Raw genomic sequence first — 23,718 nt, 5'->3', positions numbered from 1 at the left:
TCCCATGAAGTGGCTTCCCCTCACTCTGTTTGCTCTGTTGTCCGGTTCTGCCTACGCCTCCCAGGTGGAGGTGCTGCACTGGTGGACATCCGGGGGCGAGGCAAAAGCAGTCGAAGTGCTCAAATCCGAGTGGATCGCCAAGGGCAACGAGTGGAACGACTTCGCGGTACAGGGGGGGGGCGGCAAGAGCGCCATGACGGTGCTGAAAAGCCGGGCGCTGGCGGCCAATCCGCCGGAGGCGGCCCACCTCAAGGGATTCGAGCTCAAGGAGTGGGCCGGTCTCGGCTTCCTGCGCGATCTCTCCCCCATGGCCGAGCACCTCGGCTGGTATGACAGCATGCCCCCCATGGTGCGGGAGACCCTCAGCCAGAACGGCGCCCTGATGGCGGTGCCCACCGGCATCCACCGGGTCAACTGGCTATGGCTCAACCGCAAGATTTTCGACAAGTACCAGCTCACCCCACCCACCGACTGGGCCCAGTTTGTGGCGGTCGCAGAACGGCTCAAAAAGCGCGGGATCACCCCGCTGGCCATTGGCAACGAACCCTGGCAGCTGGCGGTACTGTTCGAAACGGTGGCACTCGGTGAAGGGGGCAAGGAGTTCTACCGCAAGGCCTTTATCGAACAGGATAATGACACCCTGACCGGCCCCGTGATGGTGAAGGTGTTGACCCGCTTCCAGCAGCTGCGCGCCTATGTGCCGGAGAAATACGCCGGACTGAAGTGGCACCAGGCCACCAACTTGCTGGAGAGCGGTGGCGCCGCCATGCAAGTGATGGGGGACTGGGTCAAGGGGGAACTGAGCGCCGGCAACTACCGGCCTGGCGAGGATGTGGCCTGCCTGCCAAGCCCGGGCAGCGAGGGACTGTTCAGCTACAACCTGGACTCCATCGCCATGTTCAAGCAGCGGGATCCGGCCCAGCTGCAGGCCCAGGGCGAGCTGGCCAGCCTGCTGATGACCCCCTCCTTCCAGCAGGAGTTCAACCGGGTCAAGGGTTCGATCCCGGCACTGGTCAACCCGGACATGAGCAAGTTCGATCGCTGCGCGGTGCGCTCCTATCAGGACTTCCTGCAAGCCGAGAAACAGCACAACCTGCTGCCCAGTATGGCGGAGGGGATGGCCACCTCCACCAACATGCGCCAGGCAATCTTCGATGTGCTGAGCAACTTCTTCAACGACCCCAGAGCCAACCCGCAGCTGACGGCGCAGCATCTGGAGCGGGCCATGCGCTCGACCCGCTGATAAACCACCGGACGGCGGAAATGACAAAGGCGGAATTGCTCCGCCTTTGTGGTGAACCCTGCATCAGGTTCAAGGTTGATCGTTCTCGTCCTCATCTTCGTCGTAGTAATCGCTGAGCTCGATCCAGAGCCCCAATCCAACCATCACCAGAGAACCGAACCAGGTGCCTGTGTTCCCGATCGGGCTGCCCATCACTATCATGGCGAAAGACAAGAACCCCATGCCTGCGTAGGCCTGCAATCTGCCGTAGGAGACTTGCATATTCACCTCCTTGTTGAATATGGTGCAATTTTTATATTACTCATCCGGCGCAAGGTGGGTAGGCCCGTGACAACATTTCAGTTACATGTGCCAAGAAAAGGCCGATAATTTGCTTATTTTTTAGCCCTGAGTATCATTGGCAGCCGAATTGGTTGAAGGTTAACAAGAGATGAGTGATTTATTCTGCGACGCAAACCATGAGTTGGACGCGATCGGGCTCCGTTGTCCGGAACCCGTGATGATGGTGCGCAAAAAAGTACGCCTGATGGCCGAGGGCGAGACCCTGCTGGTCAGTGCCGATGATCCCTCAACCACCCGCGACATTCCCAGCTTCTGCCGCTTCATGGATCACACCCTGATCGCCAGCGAGACAGAACAGGCCCCCTATCGCTATCTGATCCGCAAGGGTCAGTGAATCCTGCACAGGAGCACACCATGACAACCATTACCCGTATCGGCACGACCCAGCGTTGGTCAGACGTGGTCATCCATAACGGCACCCTCTATGTGGTGGAAGTACCTGCCAGCGAAGAGGCCGACATCCACCAGCAGACCCGCGAGGTGCTTGAGAGCCTGCAACGCCTGCTGGAAGCCAACGGCTCCGGCGTCGACAAGATCCTGATGGCCAACATCTATCTCAAAGACATCGCTGACATCGCCGCCTTCAACGAGCAGTGGGATGCCTGGATCCCGGCAGGTACCGCCCCCGTTCGCGCCTGCGTCCAGGCCCGCCTGGCCCATGAAGGCTACAAGGTGGAAGTGCAGCTGACCGCTGCGATCTGATCCGGGACGACATTGACCCGACGACACAGTATCCGCCGGGCCGCCCATCCGGCCACTGGATAACAAAAGGCCCCGCCATCGCTGGCGGGGCCTTTTCGTAGACGACAACCGGACCGCTTAACCGATCGGGGTCAGGGTGATGGTCACCCGGCGGTTCTGAGCCTTGCCTGCGGCCGTGCTGTTGGTGGCGATCGGCTGATCCGGACCCACGCCGTAGGTGGAGATGCGGCTACCGCTCACGCCCTGGCCGATCAGCTGGGCGGCGACGGCGTCGGCACGCTCGCGGGAGAGACGCATGTTCAGCTCGCGGGAGCCGGTGCTGTCGGTGTGACCGACCACGTTCAGGCGGGTCTTGTCGAACTCGGAGACCACCATGGCCACGCCGGACAGGGTGTTGGCACCGGCCGCTTTCAGCTGGGCACTGGAGCTGTCGAAGGTGACGTTGTTCGGCATGTTGAGGATCAGCTGATCACCGTTGCGGGTCACGCTGACACCGGTGCCCTGCAACTTCTCGCGCAGCTTGGCTTCCTGTACGTCCATGTAGTAACCGATACCACCGCCCAAGGCGGCGCCGGCGGCCACGCCGGTCAAAATGCCCTTCTTGCGATCGCCCTTGCTGGAGGAGAGTGCCCCCACGGCCGCCCCGGCCGCCGCACCCGCCAGCGCGCCCCAGGCGCCCTTGGAAGTCTGGGATTCACCGGTATAGGGGTTGGTAGTACAGCCGCTCAGGGCAACGGTCAGCGCCAGAGCTGGCACCAGAATCTTGGCTCGCATGAAAAAACCTCTGTAAAAACAATCCGGCACCATGCCGGGGGCCGGATTGTAGCGTGCCATCGCGCCATTGTCTGACGCAGACCTGAACGGCTGGCGAGAGTGCTGTTTTTTTATACTAAACCGAGTGAGGCCACCACGCGGCTGGCTACCCGCGGACCTGATCAGCGGGCCTCATCACCTGCTGGCACTCGGCGTGGCAGGGGCAGGTCACCAGATGATCGTTCACCATCCCCACCGCCTGCATGAAGGCGTAGCAGATGGTGCTGCCGACGAAGGTGAAGCCGCGCTTCTTGAGCGCCTTCGACATGGCATCCGACTCCGCTGAGGTCGCCGGAATGTCGCCGTTGCCCTGGCGCTGGTTGACGATGGGGGCGCCACCCACGAAGCCCCACAGATAATCGACAAAGTCGATGCCTTCGACCTCCAGCGCCAGATAGGCGCGGGCGTTTTTGATGATCGACTGCACCTTGAGCCGGTTGCGGATGATGCCGGTATCCTGCATCAGCCGCTCCACGTCCTGCTCGTCGAACTGCGCGATGCGCACCGGATCAAAATCCGCATAGGCGCGATGGTAGCTCTCGGTGCGCTTCAGGATGGTGATCCACGACAGCCCCGCCTGCTGGCCGTCGAGGCAGAGCTTGGCAAACAGCTCGCGCGAGTCATGGACCGGCCTTCCCCACTGCTTGTCATGGTATTCAATGTATTCCGGGTCTTTGGTCACCCAGGCGCAACGCAACTCCATTCCCTCTCTCCTGTCATTTCATCCAATCCCCGGGGTCGATGCCAACCCGGGCGTGGGAGTGCCGACAACCCCTCTCGCCCAGGCCCGGCGCAGCGTCATCACATTAATCCGCTGTAATTTCGCCTATTATCCGACCATGCCAGACGGTATACTCCTTCGGTTCACATTCAGCAAATCTTGCTCTGATTTCATTTCGCGCGAAAAAAATTATGCAAAAATTCGATGTCAAAACCTTTCAGGGCCTGATCCTGCAGCTGCAGGACTATTGGTCCCGCCAGGGCTGTACCATCATTCAGCCGCTGGATATGGAAGTGGGTGCCGGTACTTCTCACCCCATGACCTGTCTGCGTGCCCTGGGCCCGGAGCCCATCGCCTGCGCCTACGTGCAACCGTCCCGCCGTCCGACTGACGGCCGCTACGGTGAAAACCCGAACCGCCTGCAGCACTACTACCAGTTCCAGGTGATCATCAAGCCTTCCCCCGACAACATTCAGGAACTCTATCTGGGCTCCCTGAAAGAGCTGGGTATGGATCCCGAGATCCACGACATCCGCTTCGTGGAAGACAACTGGGAAAACCCGACCCTGGGTGCCTGGGGTCTGGGTTGGGAAGTGTGGCTGAACGGCATGGAAGTGACCCAGTTCACCTACTTCCAGCAGGTTGGCGGCCTCGAGTGCAAGCCGGTCACCGGCGAGATCACCTACGGTCTCGAGCGTCTGGCCATGTACATCCAGGGCGTAGACAGCGTCTACGATCTGGTCTGGTCTGACGGCCCCCTGGGCAAGACCACCTACGGCGACGTGTTCCACCAGAACGAAGTGGAGCAATCCACCTACAACTTCGAACACGCCGACGTGGAGTTCCTGTTCCACTGCTTCGAGCAGTACGAGAAGGAAGCCCAGAACCTGCTGGCACTGGAAAAACCGCTGCCGCTGCCTGCCTATGAGCGCATCCTCAAGGCCGCTCACTCCTTCAACCTGCTGGATGCCCGCAAGGCCATCTCGGTCACCGAGCGTCAGCGCTACATCCTGCGCATTCGCACCCTGACCAAGGCCGTGGCAGAGGCATACTACGCCTCCCGCGAAGCGCTGGGCTTCCCTATGTGTCAGCGCAGTGAGAACAAGCAAGGTTAAGGAACGGACATGGCACAACATACATTTCTGGTAGAGATCGGTACTGCTGAGCTGCCGCCCAAAGCCCTGCGCTCCCTGGCCGAAGCCTTTGCCGACAACTTCAAAGCCGAGCTGACCAAGGCCGATCTGGCCTTTGGCGACGTCGAGTGGTTTGCCTCCCCGCGCCGTCTGGCGCTGAAGGTACACGCGCTGGCTGGCGAGCAGCCGAGCAAGAGCGTCGAGAAGCGCGGCCCGGCCGTGGCGCAAGCGTTCGATGCCGAAGGCAAGCCGACCAAGGCTGCCGAAGGCTGGGCCCGTGGCAACGGCATCACCGTTGAGCAGGCCGAGCGTCTGGTCACCGACAAGGGCGAGTGGCTGGTTCACACCGCCAAGGTCGAAGGCCGTCCGGCCAAAGAGTTGTTGGGTGAGCTGGTTAGCCAGGCGCTGGCCAAACTGCCGATCCCGAAGATGATGCGCTGGGGCGACAAGACCATCCAGTTCGTGCGCCCGGTCTTCACCGTGACCCTGCTGCTGGATGGGGATCTGGTGCCCGCTCACATTCTGGGTATCGACTCTGCTCGCACCATCCGCGGTCACCGCTTCATGGGCGAGAGCGAATTCACCATCGACAACGCCAGCCAGTACCCGCAGATCCTGCAGGAGCGCGGCATGGTGATTGCCGACTTCATGGCGCGCAAGGCCAAGATCAAGGCTGACGCCGAAGCGGCCGCAGCTGCCTTCGGTGGCGTTGCCGATCTGGACGACGCCCTGCTGGAAGAAGTGACCGCCCTGGTAGAGTGGCCGGTGGTGCTGACCGCCAACTTCGAAGAGAAGTTCCTGGCCGTGCCGGCTGAAGCGCTGGTGCACACCATGAAGGGTGACCAAAAGTACTTCCCGGTCTACGACAAGAACGGCAAGCTGCTGCCGAAGTTCATCTTCGTCACCAACATCGAGTCCAAAGACCCGAGCCAGATCATCAGCGGCAACGAGAAGGTGGTTCGCCCCCGTCTCTCTGACGCCGAGTTCTTCTTCAAGACCGACCTCAAGCAGACTCTGGCCTCCCGCCTGCCGCGCCTGGAAACCGTGCTGTTCCAGCAACAGCTGGGCACCGTCAAGGCCAAGGTCGAGCGCATCGAGACCGTCGCCGGCTTTATCGCCGAGCGTATCGGCGCCGATGTCACTCAGGCCAAGCGTGCCGGTCTGCTCTCCAAGTGTGATCTGATGACCAACATGGTCGGCGAGTTCACCGACACCCAGGGTGTCATGGGGATGCACTACGCCCGTCACGATGGTGAAAACGAAGCGGTGGCCGTGGCCCTCAACGAGCAGTACATGCCGCGCTTTGCCGGCGATGCCCTGCCGTCCGGTCTGGTTGCCTGCGCCGTCGCGCTGGCCGACAAGTTTGATACCCTGGCCGGTATCTTCGGCATCGGCATGCTGCCGAAGGGTGACAAGGACCCGTTCGCCCTGCGTCGCGCCGCCATCGGTGCCCTGCGCATCATGACCGAGAAGCAGCTGGACCTGGATCTGGTTGAACTGGTTGAAGAAGCGGTACGCGTCTACGGCGACAAGCTGACCAACAAAACCGTCGTTACCGACGTGGTCGACTTTATGCTGGGCCGCTTCCGCGCCGCCTATCAGGACGAAGGCATCGGTGCCGATGTGGTGCTGGCCGTACTGGCCCGCCGCCCGACCCGCCCGCTCGACTTCGATCGCCGGGTCAAGGCCGTCAGCCACTTCCGTACTCTGGATGCTGCCCTGGCTCTGGCTGCCGCCAACAAGCGCGTGAGCAACATCCTGGCCAAGGTCGAAGGCGAACTGCCGACCGCCGTCAAACCGGAACTGCTGGTCGATGCCGCCGAGAAGGCGCTGGCCACCCAGGTTGCCGCCCTGCAAGCCGAACTGGCCCCGCTGTTCGCTGCCGGTGACTATCAGGCCGCCCTCACCCGTCTGGCCGCCCTGCGCGAGCCGGTCGATACCTTCTTCAACGAAGTGATGGTGATGGCCGACGACGAGGCCCTCAAGGCCAACCGTCTGGCACTGCTGAACAACCTGCGCAACCTGTTCCTGCAAGTCGCGGATATCTCCCTGCTGCAGTGATCTTGGCTGGGTTGAGTGATATAAAAAACGGCGCCGTTAAGGCGCCGTTTTTAATTTCACTAACCAATAAAAATTACTCGAAGAAATCGATATTCTCCGGCACACATGCTTTTATAAAAAGCTCACCAAACGTCGTCAAATTTGTCTCACTCTTGATGACAACACCATCTTGTTGCCCACCAGAGAATGTTGGTTGTTGATTACCCTTCTGCCAAATACCAGCCAAGTTTAGACTGTGTAAATGGTCTAAATACATAAAATAATTTTGTGGATACATCAACTTACTTGTTGGAAACTCATTATAAGTTGTACTTCTAGGTCCAAAAGTATTAGTTGATGGGTAGAAAGTTGAGTATTGTTTTAACTCATATTTCTTCTTATCAAAATAATAAAGAATTTTTGCCTCATCTGGTGATAACTGCCCAATTATATTAGCAAAAGCAGGATGAGCCTCATTTACACGTTCCTTATCAATTGCCCTAGCAAGCAAATTCAGGAACATTTCTGTAATAATGCTACATTCCTCTACATACTTTAGATTATCCATAACAGGCCCAGATATCTGTGGGTGTGCATTAATTTGCTGCGCTTCGGGAACCTTATCATTGATGCGTTTAAGATAACGCTGAAACCTATCTTGCTGTGTGGCAAGATAATCTATCGGTGCCAGTATGCAACGAGCTGCTTTAACGGTATTTTTTGCTAAATCACCAACCTCCCGAAATGCACCGCTAGCCAAGTCATCATATACTTTATCAACTGGTAGATTATCAAGCCAACTCATCACTGACCTCCACAAAATTATTAAGCTATAAGTCATTAGCGATTATGCAACAAATTAAAAAAATGGAATAGACCCGTAGGTTCGATTAGCCGCAGGCGTAATCGGACGTTCGCGTAAATGGTTTCTCCCGCCATAATTGCCAACCGAATTTCCTCTCCGGCTGGGACAGATTCTGGGACACCCACCTCTTTGACAACGACATAGCTGGCTGCTTGGCTTGATACATCACTGCTGAGGACGTTGCCATGACCATCGCCCGTTCACGCCAGATCAGCCTCGCCGATACGCCTTACTACCATGTGGTCAGCCGCTGTGTCCGGCGGGCCTTTCTCTGCGGTCAGGATGAGCACTCCGGCCAAAGCTACGAACACAGGCGCCAATGGGTTGCCGACAAACTGGGCCAGCTGTCGCAGGTCTTTGCCATCGGCATCTGCGCCTATGCCGTGATGAGTAATCACTATCATCTGGTGCTCAAGGTGCAGGCCGATATTGCCAATAAGTGGAGCGAGCGGGAAGTGGCAGAGCGCTGGGCTCGCCTGTTTCAGTGGCCCTTGCTGGTAAGGCGCTGGTATCAGGGTGATGAACAATCAAAAGCTGGGACACCCACCTCTTTGACAACCACATAACTGGCTGCTTGGCTTGATACATCACTGCCGAGGAAGTTGCCATGACCATCGCCCGTTCACGCCAGATCAGCCTCGCCGATACACCCTATTACCATGTGGTCAGCCGCTGTGTACGGCGGGCCTTTCTCTGCGGTCAGGATGAGCACTCCGGCCAAAGCTACGAACACAGGCGCCAATGGGTTGCCGACAAGCTGGGCCAGCTGTCGCAAGTCTTTGCCATCGGCATCTGCGCCTATGCCGTGATGAGCAACCACTATCATCTCGTGCTCAAGGTGCAGGCCGATATTGCCAATGAGTGGAGCGAGCGGGAGGTGGCAGAGCGCTGGGCTCGCCTGTTTCAGTGGCCCTTGCTGGTAAGGCGCTGGTATCAGGGTGATGAACTGATAGAGCCCGAGCTGGACGTGGTGCACCAGCTGATAGCCCAGTGGCGGGAGCGCCTCTATTCCATCAGCTGGCTGGTGCGCCTGCTAAATGAGGCGCTGGCCCGCCAGGCCAATAAGGAAGACGGTTGCAAGGGGCACTTCTGGGAGGGACGCTTCAAGAGCCAGGGAGCCTGTAAATAATTCTGTGTAACTGCCCACTCCATTACAGGTGACCGTTCAGACGATCACCGAACTCGATAATAAAGCGATTCAGGGCAAGCTTCCAATTCTGGATTGGCATGGTCCATTTCTTTGAAGCCTGCTGTATCGCGAGGTACGCCACTTTTAGCGCCGAGTCGTCGGTCGGGAAGAGCTTCCTTTGCTTGGTCGCCTTGCGCAGCACGCTGTTCAGCGACTCGATAGCATTGGTGGTGTAGATCACCTTCCGGATGGCGGGGGGATACTCGAACAGTGTGATCAGATTATCCCAGTTGCCCTGCCAGGAGCGCGTTATCTGCGGGTACTGGCTATCCCAGCGCTCGCCGAAGGCCGCCAGCGCCTGCTGAGCCTCACGTTCCGTCGCAGACTGGTAGATCTGCTTCAGATCCGCCGTCACCGCCTTGTAGTCCTTCCAGGAGACATAGCGCAGCGAGTTGCGCACCATGTGGACGATACACAGTTGCACCTTGGTCTGGGGATACTCCACAGCAATCGCATCAGGGAAGCCCTTGAGACCGTCCACACACGCAATCAGGATGTCTTCCAAGCCGCGATTCTTCAGCTCGGTCAGGACCGACAGCCAGAACTTTGCCCCTTCGGTCTCGGCCAGCCACAGGCCCAGCAGCTCCTTGTGCCCCTCCATATTGATGCCCAGTGCCAGATAGAGCGACTTGTTGATCACCCTCTGGTTCGCGCGGATCTTCAGCACAATGCAGTCCAGATAAACGATGGGATAGAGCGGATCCAGCGGCCGGTTTTGCCATTCGTGGACCTGCTCGATGACACGTTCGGTCACCTTCGATACCAGCCCCGCCGAGATGTCGGCGTCATACATCTCTTTGAATGCGTCAACGATATCCCGCGTGCTCAAGCCCTTGGCGTAGAGGGCGAGGATCTGGTCGTCCATCTGGGTCAGGCGGGACTGGCCCTTGCGGACGAACTGAGGTTCGAAGGACGAGTTACGGTCACGAGGCGCCTGGATAGTGACCTCTCCGTGCTGCCCTTTTAGGCGTTTGGCGGAATAGCCATTGCGATTGTTGCCGGTCCCGCGGCCTTGTGGGGCGTGTTTCTCGTAGCCCAGATGTTCGTCCATCTCGGCATTGAGCGCGGTCTCGACGGTGAGCTTGATCAGCTGTTGGGTGAGGGTGCCGAGATCTTTTTCAGACTTGATGTCTTTGGCCAGCTCAGCGGCCAGTGCTTTGAGTTTGTCTTGGTCCATTTGCTTACCCACGAAGGTATCCTTTTGAAAAAGTTACTTATTCGTGGGCGGTTACACAATTGGATTTACAGGCTCAGAGCCAGGCCCTGCTCACCGAATCGGCACTACTGGCCTGCATGACCTATGTTGACCTCAACCCCATTCGGGCCGGCATTGCCACTACGCCGGAAGAGAGCCATTTCACCAGCATCCAGCAACGAATTGAACAGACAGCGGACCCCGTCAATCCGACCCCATTGCTGTTGCCTTTTGCCAAGGAAGGCAATGAAGCCCTTCCCTGCAGTTTTGCCGACTACCTGACCCTGGTGGACTGGACAGGACGAGCGATCCGTCTGGATAAACGTGGCCATATCCCGCATCATCTTGCCCCCGTCTTGCAACGCCTGGGCATGCATGAGGAGCAATGGTTGGGACACGTCACTCTGTTTCGACGCCACGGCATCCGGGCGGTTGGTGACAGAGTCTGCTGTCAACGTTACGCCGAGCATTGCGGCCAGACCCGATGTTACCAACCCCATTTATGACATCAGCTTGGTGCACACCTTGATGAACTTCTGAATACAGCCTGGGTCCCGTGCCAAGGCGCAATAATCCCTTGCCGCCGGGTTGCCCTTTCCCATACTTCAACCAATCGATCCTATCTGTCGCCGCTCTCCCTCGATGATGTTCCATGCTCAGCGACCCTCAAATCAGCCAACTTGCAAACGCGCCTCTTCCGGTTATTCACCTTCCCTCAAGGTGGATGTCCCGAAACAGGAATCCCAATATCTTCCATAGGTGGGTGTCCCAAAACAAAACGCAAAACAAAGCGAGAACCGCTGCGGTGCGTATAGGCAGCTCGACGATTTAGTCATATCTTGTCAGGGCGGCTCTGCCTGGGTGACAGGGCCCCTTCACGAGGTGCAACGATGAAACGAGCAATCCAGGCCGCCCTGCTGGCCGTCACCATGGCCGCCACCGGTGCGCAGGCCGCCGACAAAATCACTACGGTACCGGTGCAGTTTGCCAAGGGAGCCCACAGCGCCCAGGTAAAAGGCAACTTCTCCGGTTACGACACCATCCACTACACCCTGGTTGCCAAGGCGGGCCAGACCATGACGGTCAAGATCGGCGGCAGCAGCAACGCCAACTTCAATGTCTTCGCTCCCGGTGCCATCCCGGGTCAGGCCGAGGCGCTGGGTCGCAATGATGGCAATGGTCAGTGGCAATCGACCCTGCCCACCTCGGGCAAATACCTGATCCAGGTCTATCAGATGCGCGCCTCCGCCCGCCGCGGCGAGCAGGTGCCCCACACCCTGTCAGTCAGCATCCAGTAACCGGCCTGCTGTGCTTAAGCCATAAAAAACGGCGCCCGCAGGCGCCGTTTTTCTCTTTCCATGTCCGTGACCTAGCCGGTATAGGCAGGCAGCAATCCCGCCATATTGAGCAGGTGGAAGGCGGCGGTCAGCACACCAAACAGGATCACCAGGGCGATCATGACGATGCCGCCCGGGGCACGGAAGCCCTCGTGCTTGCCCCCTTGTTGACCCTTGCCAGCGCGCACCTTCCACGCCAGCAGAGGCGGGATGATGCAAGTCCACAGGGTCGCGACGGCGCCGGCGTAGCCGATGGCCACCAGGAAGCCGAACGGGAACAGCAGCGAGAGCACCAGCGGCGGCAGGAAGGTCACCGCCCAGGACTTGGCGCGGCCGCTGCGGCTGTTGTCGAACTTGAACAAGTCCGCCAGGTAGTCGAACACCCCGAGCCCTACCCCGATAAAGGAGGAGAGGATCGCCGCCATGGAGAAGGCGTTGAGGGCGCTCGCCACCGCCTTGGACTCGATCACCGAGCCGAGCGCCTTGAGCAGGGCGTCTACGTTGCCGCCCTGTTCGATCACCGGGCCGAACTCGCTGCGCGGCAGATTGCCGAACACGCTCAGCAGCCAGACGGTGTAGAAGGCCAGGGCGATAACGGTACCGCCCAGGATGGCGCGGCTGGCGCGGCGCTCCTCGCCGTAGTAGGCGCGCATCGACGACACCGAGTGGTGATAGCCGAACGAGGTGAGCGCCACCGGCAGCATGCCGAGGGCGTAGGGGGCGTAGCTGGCGTGCTCGCTCATCCGGTCAAACAGCAGCTCGGGGCTAATCTTCATCGACAGACCCGAGATGCCGAAGGCGAAGCTCAGCATCATCAGGATGATAAGCAGCACCGAGATGCGGTCCACCGCCCGGGTGGAGTGCCACACCAGGGCCGAGAAGACCAGGGTGAACAGTATTGAGGCGACGTGGCTGCCGATCCCCGTCATCTCCTGGATGATGAGGCCGGACGAGGTGATGTAGGCGTAGAGCAGGATGCCACCGACGAAGTAGACGCTCAGGTTGTTCAGGGCGTTGACCTTCTCTCCCAGCAGATCCCGGGTCACGGTATCGAAGGAGACGCGCAGCGGATAGCCTTTGTAGGATTCGAGCAGCATCCAGCCCGACACCGTCATCACCACCATGGTCAGCGCCACCGCAAGCAGGGACCAGAGGGTCCAGGCACCCGCTCCGGCACTCGGCAAGCCCAGCATGCCGGCCCCCACACAGACGCCGGCAATGATGCATGCCCCGCCCACCAAGGATGGTTTGTGTTCCATAAATCCCCTTTACTCCTGCCCTGTTTGCACTGCAAAGAAATGGCGCAGCCATGACTACGCCCTGACGGCCGCCCGCGCGCTGGCAGGCGACAAGATGTTGTTTTCATAAAGAAGATGAAACATAAAGCGGGCTCGTTCGAAAACGTTTCAACGCCCCTGCTCAACGTTTCACCCGTGCGACTTTACCTGCCAGCCCGTCAGGTATCAAATCCCGTGCCCTATTCGAAGGCAGAGCACTCGCCCCGGCCACTCAATGGCTAAGTTGCGGCAGGATTTGAAGCAGATGGCCGCGCACCTCCAGCGGGGTCTGACTGACCCAGAATCCCAGCACGCCATAGGTGAGCAGCGGCAAGATCAGCAGCAACAGACAAAGCAGGCCCAGCAGCCAGCGAGGCATGATCCGACGCCGCCGGGTGCCCAGCGCGAGGGCATCGGCCCGCTTCGGGCAGGCGGCCACACAACTCAGGCAGCTGGTGCATTCGAGGCTGCGCACCGCGATCAGCTGATGCACCTGGATGCGGGACGGGCAGGCACGGCTGCATTTGTCACAGTCGTGACCGACGCTTCGCAGGCAGCGGGCCGGATCCCGGCGGATGCGCAGGGGCGCCAGCATGCCCAGCAGGGCGAGCCAGGCACCATAAGGGCAGAGATAGCGGCAGAAACCCTGACGGAAAGCGGCAGTGAGCAGCAACACCCAGCCGAGGCACAGGCCTGAGATCAGGGTCAGGTTGAAGAAGAAGGCCCCCATCTTCATGTCCGCCGCCTGGTGGTAGGGGCTGGCGAAGTAGCCGGGCAGGGCGGCATCCGGTACCGCGAGCAGCGCGATGAACAGCAGGAAACCGAGCACCAGAAACTTCTGGCCACGCAGGATCCGATCCAGCCAGCGCGGCGGCGTCCACTCCCCTGGCAACAGTCGGCTGCGCAGCCGATGCAGCCACTCCCCCGCCAGGCCGAGCGGGCAGAACCAGGCGCAGAAGGCCCGCCCCAGCAACAGGGCCGACAGGCTAAGCACCAGCACAGTGACGGTGGCGGCCGGATGGTGGGGATCCATGATGCCCTGGCTCAGCCAGGCCCGCAGCCCGAGCCCGCCGGCGATGGGCAAGAAACCATCCACCACATCCGGACGCATCAACCAGGGAGGCGTTCCCTGCCCCAATTGCCAGATATAAAGGCCATATTGCACCGTCACCAGCCCCCAGGAGAGCAGCAGCAGGTGGCGAGTCCAGGCCCGCAGCAACTGGCCGTCGAGCTGACCCAGAAGTGGCAATAGCCGGGTTCGGCTGAGCAAGGCGAGCGCCGCAACCACCAGCCCCAGTGCGAACCAGAGGGTGACATCCGCCGCCACCAGCCAGGCGGCAGCCAGCAGGGAGAGAGAGAAGAACCAGGATCGACCGGCCCTCTCCTGCCACTGCAACAGCACCAGATAGATCAGGCCACAGGCCAGGGTCACGGCTTCGATCAGGCTCACTCTTCCCCCACTACGCACATCAGGACAAGGGGAACAGGGTAACTAACATCTGGTTTGATTATTTTGATCTGCATGGGCAGAGGAAGAGATTCATCCCAAACTACCCGCCACCACATGAAGTGCCATCGCCACAAACAAAAACCCCCTCGCTGGCGAGGGGGTTTTTCGTGGTGTCGACACAGGACAGCTGATCAGCGCAGGGCTTTCACCGAACGGCGGACGATGAGCTCGGGCTCGACTGTCATCGACTCCACTTCCTGCTCCTTGTTGCGGATCCGGCTCACCAGCTGCTTGACTGCCAGCTGGCCCAGTTCCGCCTTGGGATGACGGATGGTGGTAAGCGGAGGGCTGGAGAAGCGCGCCATCTCGACGTCGTCATAGCCGATGATGGAGATGTCGTCCGGCACCTTGACCCCGGCTTCCCAGGCGGCGCAGATGGCACCGATCGCCATGGGGTCATCGAAGGCAAACACCGCAGTCGGGCGCGGCTTGAGGGCCAGGATGCGCTGCATTTGGTCGAACCCGCTCTGGCTCTCGTAATCCCCTTCGAAGATCTGTTCATCTTTCAGGGTCATGCCGCGCTCGCCCAGGGCATCGCGCACCCCGTCCAGTCGCTGCTGGGTGGTGGGTTTGGCAAGATGTCCGGTGATGCAGACGATGTCGGTGTGACCCAGCTCCAGCAGGTGGCGCACCGCAAGGCGCGCACCTATGCGGGCGTTATCGTTGATCACGTTGGCGAAATCGCACTCGGTTCCCCAATCCAGCACCACCTGGGGCACGTTCTTGTGGATGCGCAGCATGTCGCGCAACGGAGTGTCGATGTCGGTTCCCAACACCAGCAGGCCATCGACCCGCTTCTCCATCAGCATGCGCAGATAGTGCTGCTGACGGGGCGGCTGGTTCTCGGTGTTGCACAGGATCAGGCTGTAACCCTGTTCGAAGCAGTATGCTTCCACACCTTGCACCACTTCCGCAAAGAAGGGGTTCACGCTGGTGGTCACCAGCATGCCTATGGTCTTGGTTGAATTGATTTTCAGACTGCGCGCGACCGAGTTGGGCGCGTAGTTGAGTTCTGCCACCGCCTCAAGCACTTTCTGGGTCGCGTCTTCGCTGACCCGGCGAGTGTGGTTGAGCACATGTGAGACGGTGGAGATGGATACGCCCGCTCGGGAGGCGACATCCTTGATAGTGGCCATCTCTGTCTCCTGACTGTCAAAGGCGGAACATTAGCAGATTTCCCGAATAAAGGCTTGGTTTTAACGAGCACTGCCAGCGATTTGTCAATGCTGGCTAATTTAGGCGTTCATTTCTATTTGCGCAAACGGATTGTGGTCAAAATGGGAGCAGCATCAGAGTAAAATATCGCCAGATTAATCCTCTACACTTCATCACAACCACATCTTGTTACCCAGTTGTTAACTCAACATATCAATATTAAATTCCAAATCAAGATTTAAAACAGGTTATTTGTTTCAAAATAAGCTCTTTCGGCCCACTCTGGTCAGTATCTTTAACAGCTTGTTATTGCCCCGTGAGGAATGATAGAACCTTAAATATTGCCGGACAGGTAGGATCAGGATCCGGAATGGCACATGGAAATGAAACAATCCACTGATTAAGGGACGAATCAATGAATAACTTCGGAAAAATGGCGGTAAGAGCAGCGGTTTCTTTGGCTCTGTTTGGATCGGCATCAATGGTCCATGCAGCCGATACGGTCAAGATCGGCATCGCCGGCCCGGTGACCGGCCCGGTCGCCCAGTACGGTGACATGCAGTTTACCGGCGGCAAGATGGCGGTCGAGCAGATCAACAAGGCTGGCGGCATCAATGGCAAGCAGATCGAGGCGGTCATCTATGACGACGCCTGCGATCCCAAGCAGGCGGTCGCGGTCGCCAACAAGGTAGTCAATGACGGCGTCAAGTTCGTGGTCGGCCACCTCTGCTCCGACAACACCCTGCCCGCCTCCGACATCTATGAAGATGAAGGGATCCTGATGGTGACCCCGGCCTCCACCAACCCCAAGATCACCGAACGCGGCTATCAGCTGGTACTGCGTACCATCGGTCTGGACAGCGATCAGGGCCCCACAGCTGCCAAGTACATCATCGAGCAGGTCAAGCCCCAGCGCGTGGCCGTCATCCACGACAAGAAGCAGTATGGTGAAGGCATCGCCTCCAGCGTGAAAGCGGCGCTGGACAAGGCGGGCGTCAAGGTGGTGGCGTTCGAGGGTATCACCGCCGGTGACAAGGATTTCTCCGCCCTGATCGCCAAGCTGCAGAAAGAGAACGTCGACTTCGTCTACTACGGCGGCTATCACCCCGAGCTGGGCCTGATCCTGCGCCAGGCTGGCGAGAAGGGTCTGAAGGCCAAGTTCATGGGTCCGGAAGGGGTGGGTAACAAGGACATCTCCGCCATCGGTGGCCCGGCTTCCGAAGGCCTGCTGGTCACCCTGCCGAACAAGTATGACCTGGTGCCGGCCAACGCCCCGCTGGTTGCCGCGTTCAAGGAGAAGGGCCAGGACTCCTCCGGCCCGTTCGTATGGACCACCTATGCCGCGGTGCAGACCCTGGCTGCCGGTATCGCCAAGGCGGGTGAAGATGATCCGGCTGCCGTCGCCGCCGCCATCAAGGCCGCACCGATCGATACCGTCATGGGCCCGCTGACCTGGGCACCGAATGGTGACCTGAAAGGCTTCGAGTTCGGCGTCTTCCAGTGGCACGCCGACGGTTCCTCCAGCCAAGTCAAATAATCTGCCGATCCGGGGGTGAACCTGTTCACCCCCTCCTCTCTTTGCGGGCAAGTACAGGGAACGCAGTATGTCCGAACACTTTCTCTATCTGGTTCAGCAGCTGCTGAACGGATTGACCATAGGTAGCACCTATGCCCTGATCGCCATCGGTTACACCATGGTGTATGGCATCATCGGCATGATCAACTTCGCCCACGGCGAGGTTTACATGATCGGCTCCTATGTCGCTTTCATGGTGATGGCGGGGCTCATGATGATGGGCATCGACAGCACCTTCCTGCTGCTGGGGGGCGCCTTCCTGGTCAGCATCATCATCACCGGCACCTATGGTTGGAGCATAGAGCGGGTCGCCTACCGGCCGCTGCGGGGCGGCAACCGCCTGATCCCCCTCATCTCCGCCATCGGCATGTCGATCTTCCTGCAAAACATGATGCGGATGGCCCAGGGCTCGCGCGACATCGCCATGCCCAGCCTCATTTCCGGCGGCTGGTCGCTGGGTGAAGCCGACGGCTTCCAGGCCAGCCTCTCCTACATGCAGCTCATCATCTTCGTGGTGACCTTCATCACCATGCTGGCGTTGACCCAGTTCATCGGCCGCTCCCGCATGGGCCGCGCCTGCCGCGCCTGCTCGGAAGACATCAAGATGGCCAACCTGCTGGGGATCGACACCCACGTGGTCATCTCCATCACCTTCGTACTGGGGGCCGCACTGGCCGCCGTCGCCGGCGTACTGCTCGGCATGTATTACGGCGTCATCAACCCCTACCTCGGCTTTATGGCCGGCTTGAAAGCCTTCACTGCGGCTGTGCTGGGCGGTATCGGCAGCATTCCGGGCGCCGTGCTTGGCGGCCTGCTGCTCGGCGTGGTGGAAGCGCTCACCGCCGGCTATCTCAGCACCGAATACAAGGATGTGATGGCCTTCGCCCTGCTTATCTTTGTGCTGCTGTTTATGCCGACAGGTATTCTCGGCCGACCGGAAGTGGAGAAGGTATGATGAAACACCAATTTATCCATGCCTGTATCGCCAGCCTGGTGCTGCTGGTGCTCTCCTTCTGGCTGCTCGGCTTCAAACTCGAAACCGATGGCTCCCGCCTGCTGGTAGTGAGCCGACTCGATGTGTCGCTGGCCTGGCTGCTGGGAGGCGCCACCCTGGTGTTCTGGTTCCAGATGCTGCGCGGCCAGATCGCGCGCCTGTTTCAGGCCTCCATCAGCGGCTTCTCGGTCGGCTTCACCAAACTGGTGCTGCCAAGCCCCGAAGAGGCGCCCAAGCTCTATAACCTGACCGCCGTGCTGGTGCTGCTGTTCGCGGTGAGCTGGCCCTTCATGGCCTCCCGTGGCGCCATCGATCTGGCCACTCTCACCCTGATTTACATCATGCTGGGGCTGGGCCTGAACGTGGTGGTGGGCCTCGCCGGCCTGCTGGATCTGGGCTACGTCGGCTTCTACGCGGTCGGCGCCTACAGTTACGCTCTGCTCAACAGCTACTTCGGGCTGAGCTTCTGGGAGTGCCTGCCCATTGCCGGCCTGATGGCGGCTACCTTCGGCTTCCTGCTCGGCTTCCCCGTGCTGCGGCTGCGGGGGGATTACCTGGCCATCGTCACCTTGGGATTCGGCGAGATCATCCGCATCCTGCTCAACAACATGACCAGCCTGACCGGCGGCCCGAACGGTATCTCCGGCATTCCCAAGCCGACGCTCGGTGGCCTGGAGTTCAACCGTACCGTCAAGGATGGCGGCTTCGAGACCTTCCACGAGTTCTTCGGCATCACCTACAACGCCAACCACAAGGTGATCTTTCTCTACCTGATGGCGCTGGTGCTGGTGGTAGCGACCCTGTTCGTCATCAACCGCCTGCTGCGCATGCCGCTGGGCCGTGCCTGGGAGGCGCTGCGGGAAGACGAGATCGCCTGCAAGTCGCTCGGCCTCAACCCCACCATCATCAAGCTGACCGCCTTCACCATAGGCGCCTGCTTCGCGGGGTTTGCCGGCAGCTTCTTCGCCTCGCGCCAGGGCTTCATCAGCCCGGAATCCTTCGTCTTCATCGAGTCGGCCATTGTGCTCGCCATCGTGGTACTGGGCGGCATGGGCTCCCAGATCGGGGTGGTACTGGCCGCCATCGTGATGACGGTACTGCCGGAACTGGCCCGTGAATTCAACGAGTACCGCATGCTGATGTTCGGTCTGCTGATGGTGTTCATGATGATCTGGCGGCCCCAAGGACTGCTGCCAATGACCCGTCCCCACCTGGAGCTGCGCAAATGAGCAACATATTGTTGGAAGTCTCAACCCGGCCGATGGGCTCCCCGACCGGATCGGCACGCCGTCCGGCACTCAGCCAACTGACGGAGGAGCCGCGCCCATGAGCAACAAGTTAATGGAAGTCTCCAATCTGTCGATGCGCTTCGGCGGCCTGCTGGCGGTCAACGGCGTCGAGCTGGATGTCGAGAAGGGCGAGGTGATCTCCATCATAGGTCCCAACGGGGCGGGCAAGACCACCATCTTCAACTGCCTGACCGGCTTCTATCGCCCGAGCGGCGGCGTGATCCGCTACAAGGGTGAAGAGATCCAGGGGCTGCCCGGCCACAAGATCGCCCGCAAGGGAATCGTGCGCACCTTCCAGCACGTGCGGCTGTTCAAGGAGATGACGGCGGTGGAGAACCTGCTGGTCGCCCAGCACCAGCACCTCAACACTGGCTTCCTCGCCGGACTGTTCAAGACCCCGGCCTTTCGCCGGGCCGAGCTGGAGGGACTGGATCAGGCCGGCTTCTGGCTCGACAAGGTGGGGCTCAAGGATCTCGCCAACCGCGCCGCCGGCAACCTGGCCTACGGCCAGCAGCGTCGCCTCGAGATCGCCCGCTGCATGGCGACCCGTCCAGAGCTGCTGATGCTGGACGAGCCGGCCGCGGGCCTCAACCCGAAAGAGACCGACGAGCTCAACGAGCTCATCATGAACCTGCGGGACGAGTTCGGTGTGTCAGTGCTGCTCATTGAGCACGATATGAAGCTGGTGATGGGCATCTCCAACCGCATCTTCGTGGTCAGCCAGGGCACCCCGCTGGCCCACGGCAAACCGGATGAGATCCGCAACAACCCGGCGGTGATCAAGGCCTATCTGGGCGAATCGTAAACACAGGAGTCACGATGTTAGAACTTCGCAACGTATCGACCCACTACGGCAAGATCCAGGCGCTGCACGACGTCAGCGTCGAGGTAAAAGAGGGGGAAATCGTCACCCTGATCGGTGCCAACGGCGCTGGCAAGACCACCTTGCTGATGACCCTGTGCGGTGAACCCAAGCCCAGCAGCGGCTCCATCTGGTTCGAGGGGGAGCAGATAGACTCGCTATCCACCGCCCGCATTATGCGCAAGGATATCGCCGTGGTGCCGGAGGGGCGCCGCATCTTCGCCCGCCTGACGGTGGAGGAGAACCTGTTGATGGGGGCCTTCTTCGTCGACAAGTCCGAGCAACACGCCCTGCTGGATCAGGTGTTTACCCTGTTCCCGCGACTGCACGAGCGGCTGGAACAGCGAGCGGGCACCATGTCCGGCGGCGAGCAGCAGATGCTGGCCATCGGCCGCGCCCTGATGAGCAAGCCGCGTCTGCTGCTGCTGGACGAGCCCTCCCTCGGGCTGGCTCCCATCGTCATCCAGCAGATCTTCGACACCATAGAGCAGCTGCGCCAGAAGGGGATGACCATCTTCCTGGTGGAGCAAAACGCCAACCAGGCGCTCAAGCTGGCCGACCGCGGCTATGTGCTGGAAAACGGCCACGTGGTGCTGCAAGACACGGGGGCTGCCCTGCTGGCCAACCCGGCGGTGCGTCAGGCCTATCTGGGTGGCTAGCCAGTTGCAGCGGCCAGCGCCGAACCAACCCGTCACGCGATCGCGTGGCAAACGTGTCCGAATGGCTGGCCGATGAGCAGGCAAAAGGCAGCGCAGGATCACCACCAGTTCTGGGGGCACCCTGCGCTGCCCTTTATCGAGGCGCGAGCGGTACAGGATGGCCGGCGCGTCTGCTACGACAAGCACAGCCACCCCCACTTCTCCATTGGCGCCATCACCGGTGGCCACAGTCACTATCTCAACCAGCGCAACAGACAGGAGGTCAGCACCGGCAGCCTGGTGCTGATGAACCCCGAAGAGGTGCACGCCTGCAACCCGGTCGCGGACCAGCCCTGGTCCTATCTGATGTTCTATCTCGATACGGAATGGCTGCGCAGCCAGCAGGAGGAGGCGGGATTGGGCAGCGAATTTCGCCCCTTCGACATGACTGCCAGCCGGGATCCCCTCCTGTATCAAGGGTTGCAGCGCCTTTACCGCCAGCTGGTTCAAGAGGATGACTCCCTGGTCCGGGAGGTGGCCTGCCACCAGTTCAGTCGCCAGCTGCTGGCCAGGCTGACGCCGGCGACCTGGGATGATCGCCCCCCGCAACACCTGCAGCGGGCAGCCGAGCTGATGCAAGACGACAGCGCCAGCATGCTGACCCTGCAGCAGCTGAGCACAGTGGCCAGCCTCACCCCGTCCCACTTCGTGCGCAGCTTCAGCCGCCACTACGGCATGACGCCCCACGCCTATCTGCTCGATCAACGCATCCGCCACGCCCGTACCCTGCTGCGCCAGGGACAGCCGCTGGCGGAGGTGGCACTGGCGAGCGGCTTTGCCGATCAGGCCCATTTCCAGCGTCAGTTCAAACGGCGGGTCGCCACCACCCCAGGTCACTACCGCAGTCAGCTGGCCCGGCCGGGCTAGCACACCAGATAGGCGGCGCAGAGCAGCAACAACAACGCCATGGCCCTGTTGAACCAGCGCAGCCGGACCGGGGAAAGCAGCAGCCCCTGCAGATAGCTGCCGACATAGGCCCAGCAAGCGATGGAGCAAAGGCAGATAACCAGATAGATACCGGTGAACAGCATCATCTGCCCACTCCCACCGACGGCACCATAGACTCCCATCCCCATGCTGGCCGCCAGCCAGGCCTTGGGATTGAGCCACTGCATCAGGGCGCCGTACCAAATGGCGGGAGGTACTCCGCCCCCCTCCTCCAGCTCCCCCTTGTCCGCCACCAGCTGCCAGGCCATGTAGCAGAGAAATAGGATGCCACCCCAGCGAATGGCGTCACTCGCCACCGGCCATTGCGACAGGGCGGCGCCGAGCCCCAGCCCCATCAGCAGGAGCAGCAGGATGAAACCCAGGGTCGCCCCCACCACGTGGCGCAGGCTGGCAAGAAAGCCGTAACGGGCTCCGCTGCCGAGGGCAACCAGATTGACCGGGCCGGGCGAGATGGACATGGCCAGGGCAAACCCGGCCATCGACAGCAACAGACTCATTTCCATGGCATACCTTCCAACAAGAGAGTGAGCCTCCAGCCTAGCCATCCGCTCCGGCACGATATTGAAGGAAATTGCGATCGCCGGCGGCAATAACCCGACACTTTGCGGGCTTAGCGGCGGCGCCGGCTTGCGGTACACTGGCCGGTAATCCACCTATTCGCAGGACATGTCAATGGACCAGTTTGCCCATATCAGTGCCCATGATGCCCACCAGAAGCTCGCCGCCGGTGACGCCCGCCTGGTCGATATTCGCGACCCGCAATCCTTCGCGGCGGCCCACGCGGTCGGCGCCTTCCACCTCACCAATGGCACCCTGGTGCACTTCATGAACGAGGTGGACTTCGATACCCCGGTGATCGTGATGTGCTATCACGGCAACAGCAGCCAGGGGGCGGCCCAGTACCTGCTGCAACAGGGTTACGACGAGGTCTACAGCCTGGATGGCGGCTTCGAGGCCTGGCGCAGGGAGTTCCCCGTCGAGGCGGGCGAGGCATGATCCAGCTGCTGGTGCTCGACAACGCCCGCATGGCCCAGGCGCTGGTGGACTATCTCGCCACCCTGGGCATCTCGTGCGAGCTGACCCAGTCCGAGCTTGGTGTCTCGGTCTGGCTGGCGGACGAGCAGCGCCTCGCCCAGGCCCAGCAGGAGGTCAAGCGTTTCCTGGCCGAGCCGACCCACCCCCGTTACATGGAGGCCTCCTGGCAATCCGGCCGGGCTGATGCCCGCATCGACTACAGCAAGGGAATGACGGATCCGATCACCGATTTCCTCCATCAGGCCGGCCCGCTGACCCTGGTGGTCATCATCGCCTGCCTGGCCATCTACGGACTGGATGCCATCGGCCTGCCGATCTTCGATCAGCTGGCGTTCCACCCGACCCTGGCCCAGTTCACCGACTGGCAGGCGTGGCGCTACTTTACCCCGGCCCTCATCCACTTCTCGGTACTGCACCTGGTGTTCAACCTGCTCTGGTGGTGGTATCTGGGAGGCCAGATTGAGCAACGGCTCGGCAGCGGCAAGCTCTTGATCCTGCTGCTGGTCGGTGCCGCCCTACCCAACATCGCCGAGTTCTTCGTTAGCGGTCCGCGCTTTGGCGGCCTCTCCGGCGTGGTCTATGCCCTTCTCGGCTACAGCTGGATGCGCAGCAAGCTACAACCGGCCTGCGGCCTCGTCATGCCGCCGGCGCTGATGGGCTTCATGCTACTCTGGCTGGCCCTCGGCTTCTTCGACCTGCTCGGCAACACCGCCAACACAGCTCATCTGGTCGGCCTGCTGGTGGGTCTGCTGCAAGGCTGGCTGGATCGCCATCACAAACCAGCCTGAGTCGAT

The 23,718-nt window shown here is 60.4% G+C and carries 24 protein-coding genes and 2 pseudogenes; 17 read left to right on the top strand and 9 right to left on the bottom strand.

Annotation, left to right across the window (positions count from 1 at the left end):
• Positions 1 to 4: 4 nt before the first annotated feature.
• A complete protein-coding gene (locus tag MRK42_RS00510) occupies positions 5 to 1,243 on the top strand; it encodes an ABC transporter substrate-binding protein (RefSeq protein ID WP_216993384.1) in 1,239 nt (412 codons plus the stop codon).
• A gap of 69 nt (positions 1,244 to 1,312) precedes the next feature.
• Here MRK42_RS00510 and MRK42_RS00505 read toward each other — a convergent pair whose 3' ends face one another.
• The gene (locus tag MRK42_RS00505; protein WP_026456803.1) at positions 1,313 to 1,504 is read right to left on the bottom strand and encodes a hypothetical protein; all 192 of its coding nucleotides are present in this window, start codon (positions 1,502 to 1,504) and stop codon (positions 1,313 to 1,315) included.
• A 169-nt stretch (positions 1,505 to 1,673) separates the two neighbouring features.
• Here MRK42_RS00505 and tusA point away from each other — a divergent pair, with 169 nt between their 5' ends.
• Together tusA and MRK42_RS00495 are read left to right on the top strand one after the other, a co-directional pair.
• Positions 1,674 to 1,919 (top strand): sulfurtransferase TusA, encoded by a 246-nt coding sequence (tusA, locus tag MRK42_RS00500; RefSeq protein ID WP_026456802.1) that lies wholly within the window; start codon positions 1,674 to 1,676, stop codon positions 1,917 to 1,919.
• 20 nt (positions 1,920 to 1,939) lie between these two features.
• Positions 1,940 to 2,287 (top strand): RidA family protein, encoded by a 348-nt coding sequence (locus MRK42_RS00495; protein ID WP_216993383.1) that lies wholly within the window; start codon positions 1,940 to 1,942, stop codon positions 2,285 to 2,287.
• Between the two features lie 117 nt (positions 2,288 to 2,404).
• On the opposite strand, the gene MRK42_RS00490 is transcribed toward MRK42_RS00495, so the two are convergent.
• Positions 2,405 to 3,061, bottom strand: coding sequence for an OmpA family lipoprotein (locus tag MRK42_RS00490; protein ID WP_124239956.1), 657 nt, complete (start codon positions 3,059 to 3,061; stop codon positions 2,405 to 2,407).
• 145 nt (positions 3,062 to 3,206) lie between these two features.
• Positions 3,207 to 3,803, bottom strand: a complete 597-nt coding sequence (locus MRK42_RS00485) for a DNA-3-methyladenine glycosylase I (RefSeq protein ID WP_216993382.1) — start codon at positions 3,801 to 3,803, stop codon at positions 3,207 to 3,209.
• 209 nt (positions 3,804 to 4,012) lie between these two features.
• Here MRK42_RS00485 and glyQ point away from each other — a divergent pair, with 209 nt between their 5' ends.
• Together glyQ and glyS are read left to right on the top strand one after the other, a co-directional pair.
• On the top strand, positions 4,013 to 4,936 hold the full coding sequence (gene glyQ, locus MRK42_RS00480; protein WP_005339464.1) for a glycine--tRNA ligase subunit alpha: 924 nt from the start codon (positions 4,013 to 4,015) through the stop codon (positions 4,934 to 4,936).
• A gap of 9 nt (positions 4,937 to 4,945) precedes the next feature.
• Entirely contained in the window at positions 4,946 to 7,015 is a 2,070-nt protein-coding gene (gene glyS / locus MRK42_RS00475; RefSeq protein WP_354688710.1) for a glycine--tRNA ligase subunit beta, read from the top strand.
• A 73-nt stretch (positions 7,016 to 7,088) separates the two neighbouring features.
• On the opposite strand, the gene MRK42_RS00470 is transcribed toward glyS, so the two are convergent.
• A complete protein-coding gene (locus MRK42_RS00470) occupies positions 7,089 to 7,799 on the bottom strand; it encodes an Abi-alpha family protein (protein WP_354688709.1) in 711 nt (236 codons plus the stop codon).
• Positions 7,800 to 8,044: 245 nt separating this feature from the next.
• Between MRK42_RS00470 and MRK42_RS00465 the strand changes: the two are divergent.
• Positions 8,045 to 8,380: pseudogene (locus tag MRK42_RS00465) on the top strand (alpha-amylase family glycosyl hydrolase); the annotation flags it as partial.
• Positions 8,381 to 8,466: 86 nt separating this feature from the next.
• Positions 8,467 to 8,973 (top strand): annotated as a pseudogene (locus MRK42_RS00460) (alpha-amylase family glycosyl hydrolase); the annotation flags it as partial.
• 37 nt (positions 8,974 to 9,010) lie between these two features.
• On the opposite strand, the gene MRK42_RS00455 reads toward MRK42_RS00460, so the two are convergent.
• Complete coding sequence (locus MRK42_RS00455) at positions 9,011 to 10,225, bottom strand: IS256 family transposase (protein ID WP_042657696.1); 1,215 nt, start codon at positions 10,223 to 10,225, stop codon at positions 9,011 to 9,013.
• Positions 10,226 to 10,284: 59 nt separating this feature from the next.
• On the opposite strand from MRK42_RS00455, the gene MRK42_RS00450 reads away from it, so the two are divergent.
• Together MRK42_RS00450 and MRK42_RS00445 are read left to right on the top strand one after the other, a co-directional pair.
• Positions 10,285 to 10,749: a hypothetical protein gene (locus MRK42_RS00450; protein ID WP_354688708.1), complete on the top strand. Its 465-nt coding sequence runs from the start codon at positions 10,285 to 10,287 to the stop codon at positions 10,747 to 10,749.
• Positions 10,750 to 11,133: 384 nt separating this feature from the next.
• Positions 11,134 to 11,541 carry a pre-peptidase C-terminal domain-containing protein gene (locus MRK42_RS00445; RefSeq protein WP_223379622.1) on the top strand — a complete coding sequence of 136 codons (408 nt, stop codon included), beginning with the start codon at positions 11,134 to 11,136 and terminating at the stop codon, positions 11,539 to 11,541.
• Positions 11,542 to 11,612: 71 nt separating this feature from the next.
• Here the strand turns inward: MRK42_RS00445 and MRK42_RS00440 are convergent, their stop codons facing one another.
• The 3 genes from MRK42_RS00440 to MRK42_RS00430 all read right to left on the bottom strand — a co-directional run bounded on the left by MRK42_RS00440 (position 11,613) and on the right by MRK42_RS00430 (position 15,503).
• Positions 11,613 to 12,839 (bottom strand): aromatic amino acid transporter, encoded by a 1,227-nt coding sequence (locus tag MRK42_RS00440; protein ID WP_354688707.1) that lies wholly within the window; start codon positions 12,837 to 12,839, stop codon positions 11,613 to 11,615.
• A 250-nt stretch (positions 12,840 to 13,089) separates the two neighbouring features.
• A complete protein-coding gene (locus MRK42_RS00435) occupies positions 13,090 to 14,307 on the bottom strand; it encodes a 4Fe-4S binding protein (RefSeq protein WP_354688706.1) in 1,218 nt (405 codons plus the stop codon).
• Between the two features lie 191 nt (positions 14,308 to 14,498).
• Positions 14,499 to 15,503 carry a substrate-binding domain-containing protein gene (locus MRK42_RS00430; protein ID WP_042073452.1) on the bottom strand — a complete coding sequence of 335 codons (1,005 nt, stop codon included), beginning with the start codon at positions 15,501 to 15,503 and terminating at the stop codon, positions 14,499 to 14,501.
• A 434-nt stretch (positions 15,504 to 15,937) separates the two neighbouring features.
• On the opposite strand from MRK42_RS00430, the gene MRK42_RS00425 reads away from it, so the two are divergent.
• From MRK42_RS00425 to MRK42_RS00400, 6 genes are all read left to right on the top strand, one after another.
• Positions 15,938 to 17,059: a branched-chain amino acid ABC transporter substrate-binding protein gene (locus MRK42_RS00425; RefSeq protein ID WP_026457077.1), complete on the top strand. Its 1,122-nt coding sequence runs from the start codon at positions 15,938 to 15,940 to the stop codon at positions 17,057 to 17,059.
• Between the two features lie 67 nt (positions 17,060 to 17,126).
• On the top strand, positions 17,127 to 18,053 hold the full coding sequence (gene livH / locus MRK42_RS00420) for a high-affinity branched-chain amino acid ABC transporter permease LivH (protein ID WP_042073454.1): 927 nt from the start codon (positions 17,127 to 17,129) through the stop codon (positions 18,051 to 18,053).
• Complete coding sequence (locus tag MRK42_RS00415; RefSeq protein ID WP_042027083.1) at positions 18,053 to 19,321, top strand: high-affinity branched-chain amino acid ABC transporter permease LivM; 1,269 nt, start codon at positions 18,053 to 18,055, stop codon at positions 19,319 to 19,321. The genes livH and MRK42_RS00415 overlap by 1 nt, the downstream gene beginning before the upstream one ends.
• Positions 19,322 to 19,418: 97 nt before the next feature.
• Positions 19,419 to 20,186, top strand: coding sequence for a high-affinity branched-chain amino acid ABC transporter ATP-binding protein LivG (gene livG / locus MRK42_RS00410; RefSeq protein ID WP_354688705.1), 768 nt, complete (start codon positions 19,419 to 19,421; stop codon positions 20,184 to 20,186).
• Positions 20,187 to 20,200: 14 nt separating this feature from the next.
• Positions 20,201 to 20,902, top strand: coding sequence for an ATP-binding cassette domain-containing protein (locus MRK42_RS00405; RefSeq protein WP_026457081.1), 702 nt, complete (start codon positions 20,201 to 20,203; stop codon positions 20,900 to 20,902).
• 72 nt (positions 20,903 to 20,974) lie between these two features.
• Complete coding sequence (locus MRK42_RS00400; RefSeq protein ID WP_354688704.1) at positions 20,975 to 21,808, top strand: AraC family transcriptional regulator; 834 nt, start codon at positions 20,975 to 20,977, stop codon at positions 21,806 to 21,808.
• Here MRK42_RS00400 and MRK42_RS00395 read toward each other — a convergent pair.
• Positions 21,805 to 22,392: a LysE family translocator gene (locus MRK42_RS00395; protein WP_354688703.1), complete on the bottom strand. Its 588-nt coding sequence runs from the start codon at positions 22,390 to 22,392 to the stop codon at positions 21,805 to 21,807. The two genes, MRK42_RS00400 and MRK42_RS00395, sit on opposite strands and share 4 nt — an antisense overlap.
• Before the next feature lie 169 nt (positions 22,393 to 22,561).
• Here MRK42_RS00395 and glpE point away from each other — a divergent pair, with 169 nt between their 5' ends.
• On the top strand, positions 22,562 to 22,885 hold the full coding sequence (glpE, locus tag MRK42_RS00390; protein ID WP_026458642.1) for a thiosulfate sulfurtransferase GlpE: 324 nt from the start codon (positions 22,562 to 22,564) through the stop codon (positions 22,883 to 22,885).
• Positions 22,882 to 23,712, top strand: a complete 831-nt coding sequence (glpG, locus tag MRK42_RS00385) for a rhomboid family intramembrane serine protease GlpG (RefSeq protein ID WP_354688702.1) — start codon at positions 22,882 to 22,884, stop codon at positions 23,710 to 23,712. Before glpE ends, glpG begins: the two co-directional genes overlap by 4 nt.
• The last annotated feature ends 6 nt before the right edge of the window (positions 23,713 to 23,718 follow it).

It is taken from the genome of Aeromonas sp. 19NY04SH05-1, assembly GCF_040581895.1.
Classification (GTDB): Bacteria; Pseudomonadota; Gammaproteobacteria; order Enterobacterales; family Aeromonadaceae; genus Aeromonas; species Aeromonas enteropelogenes.
Note: the sequence above shows the minus strand (reverse complement) of the source record. Positions and strands in the feature narration are given on the sequence as shown.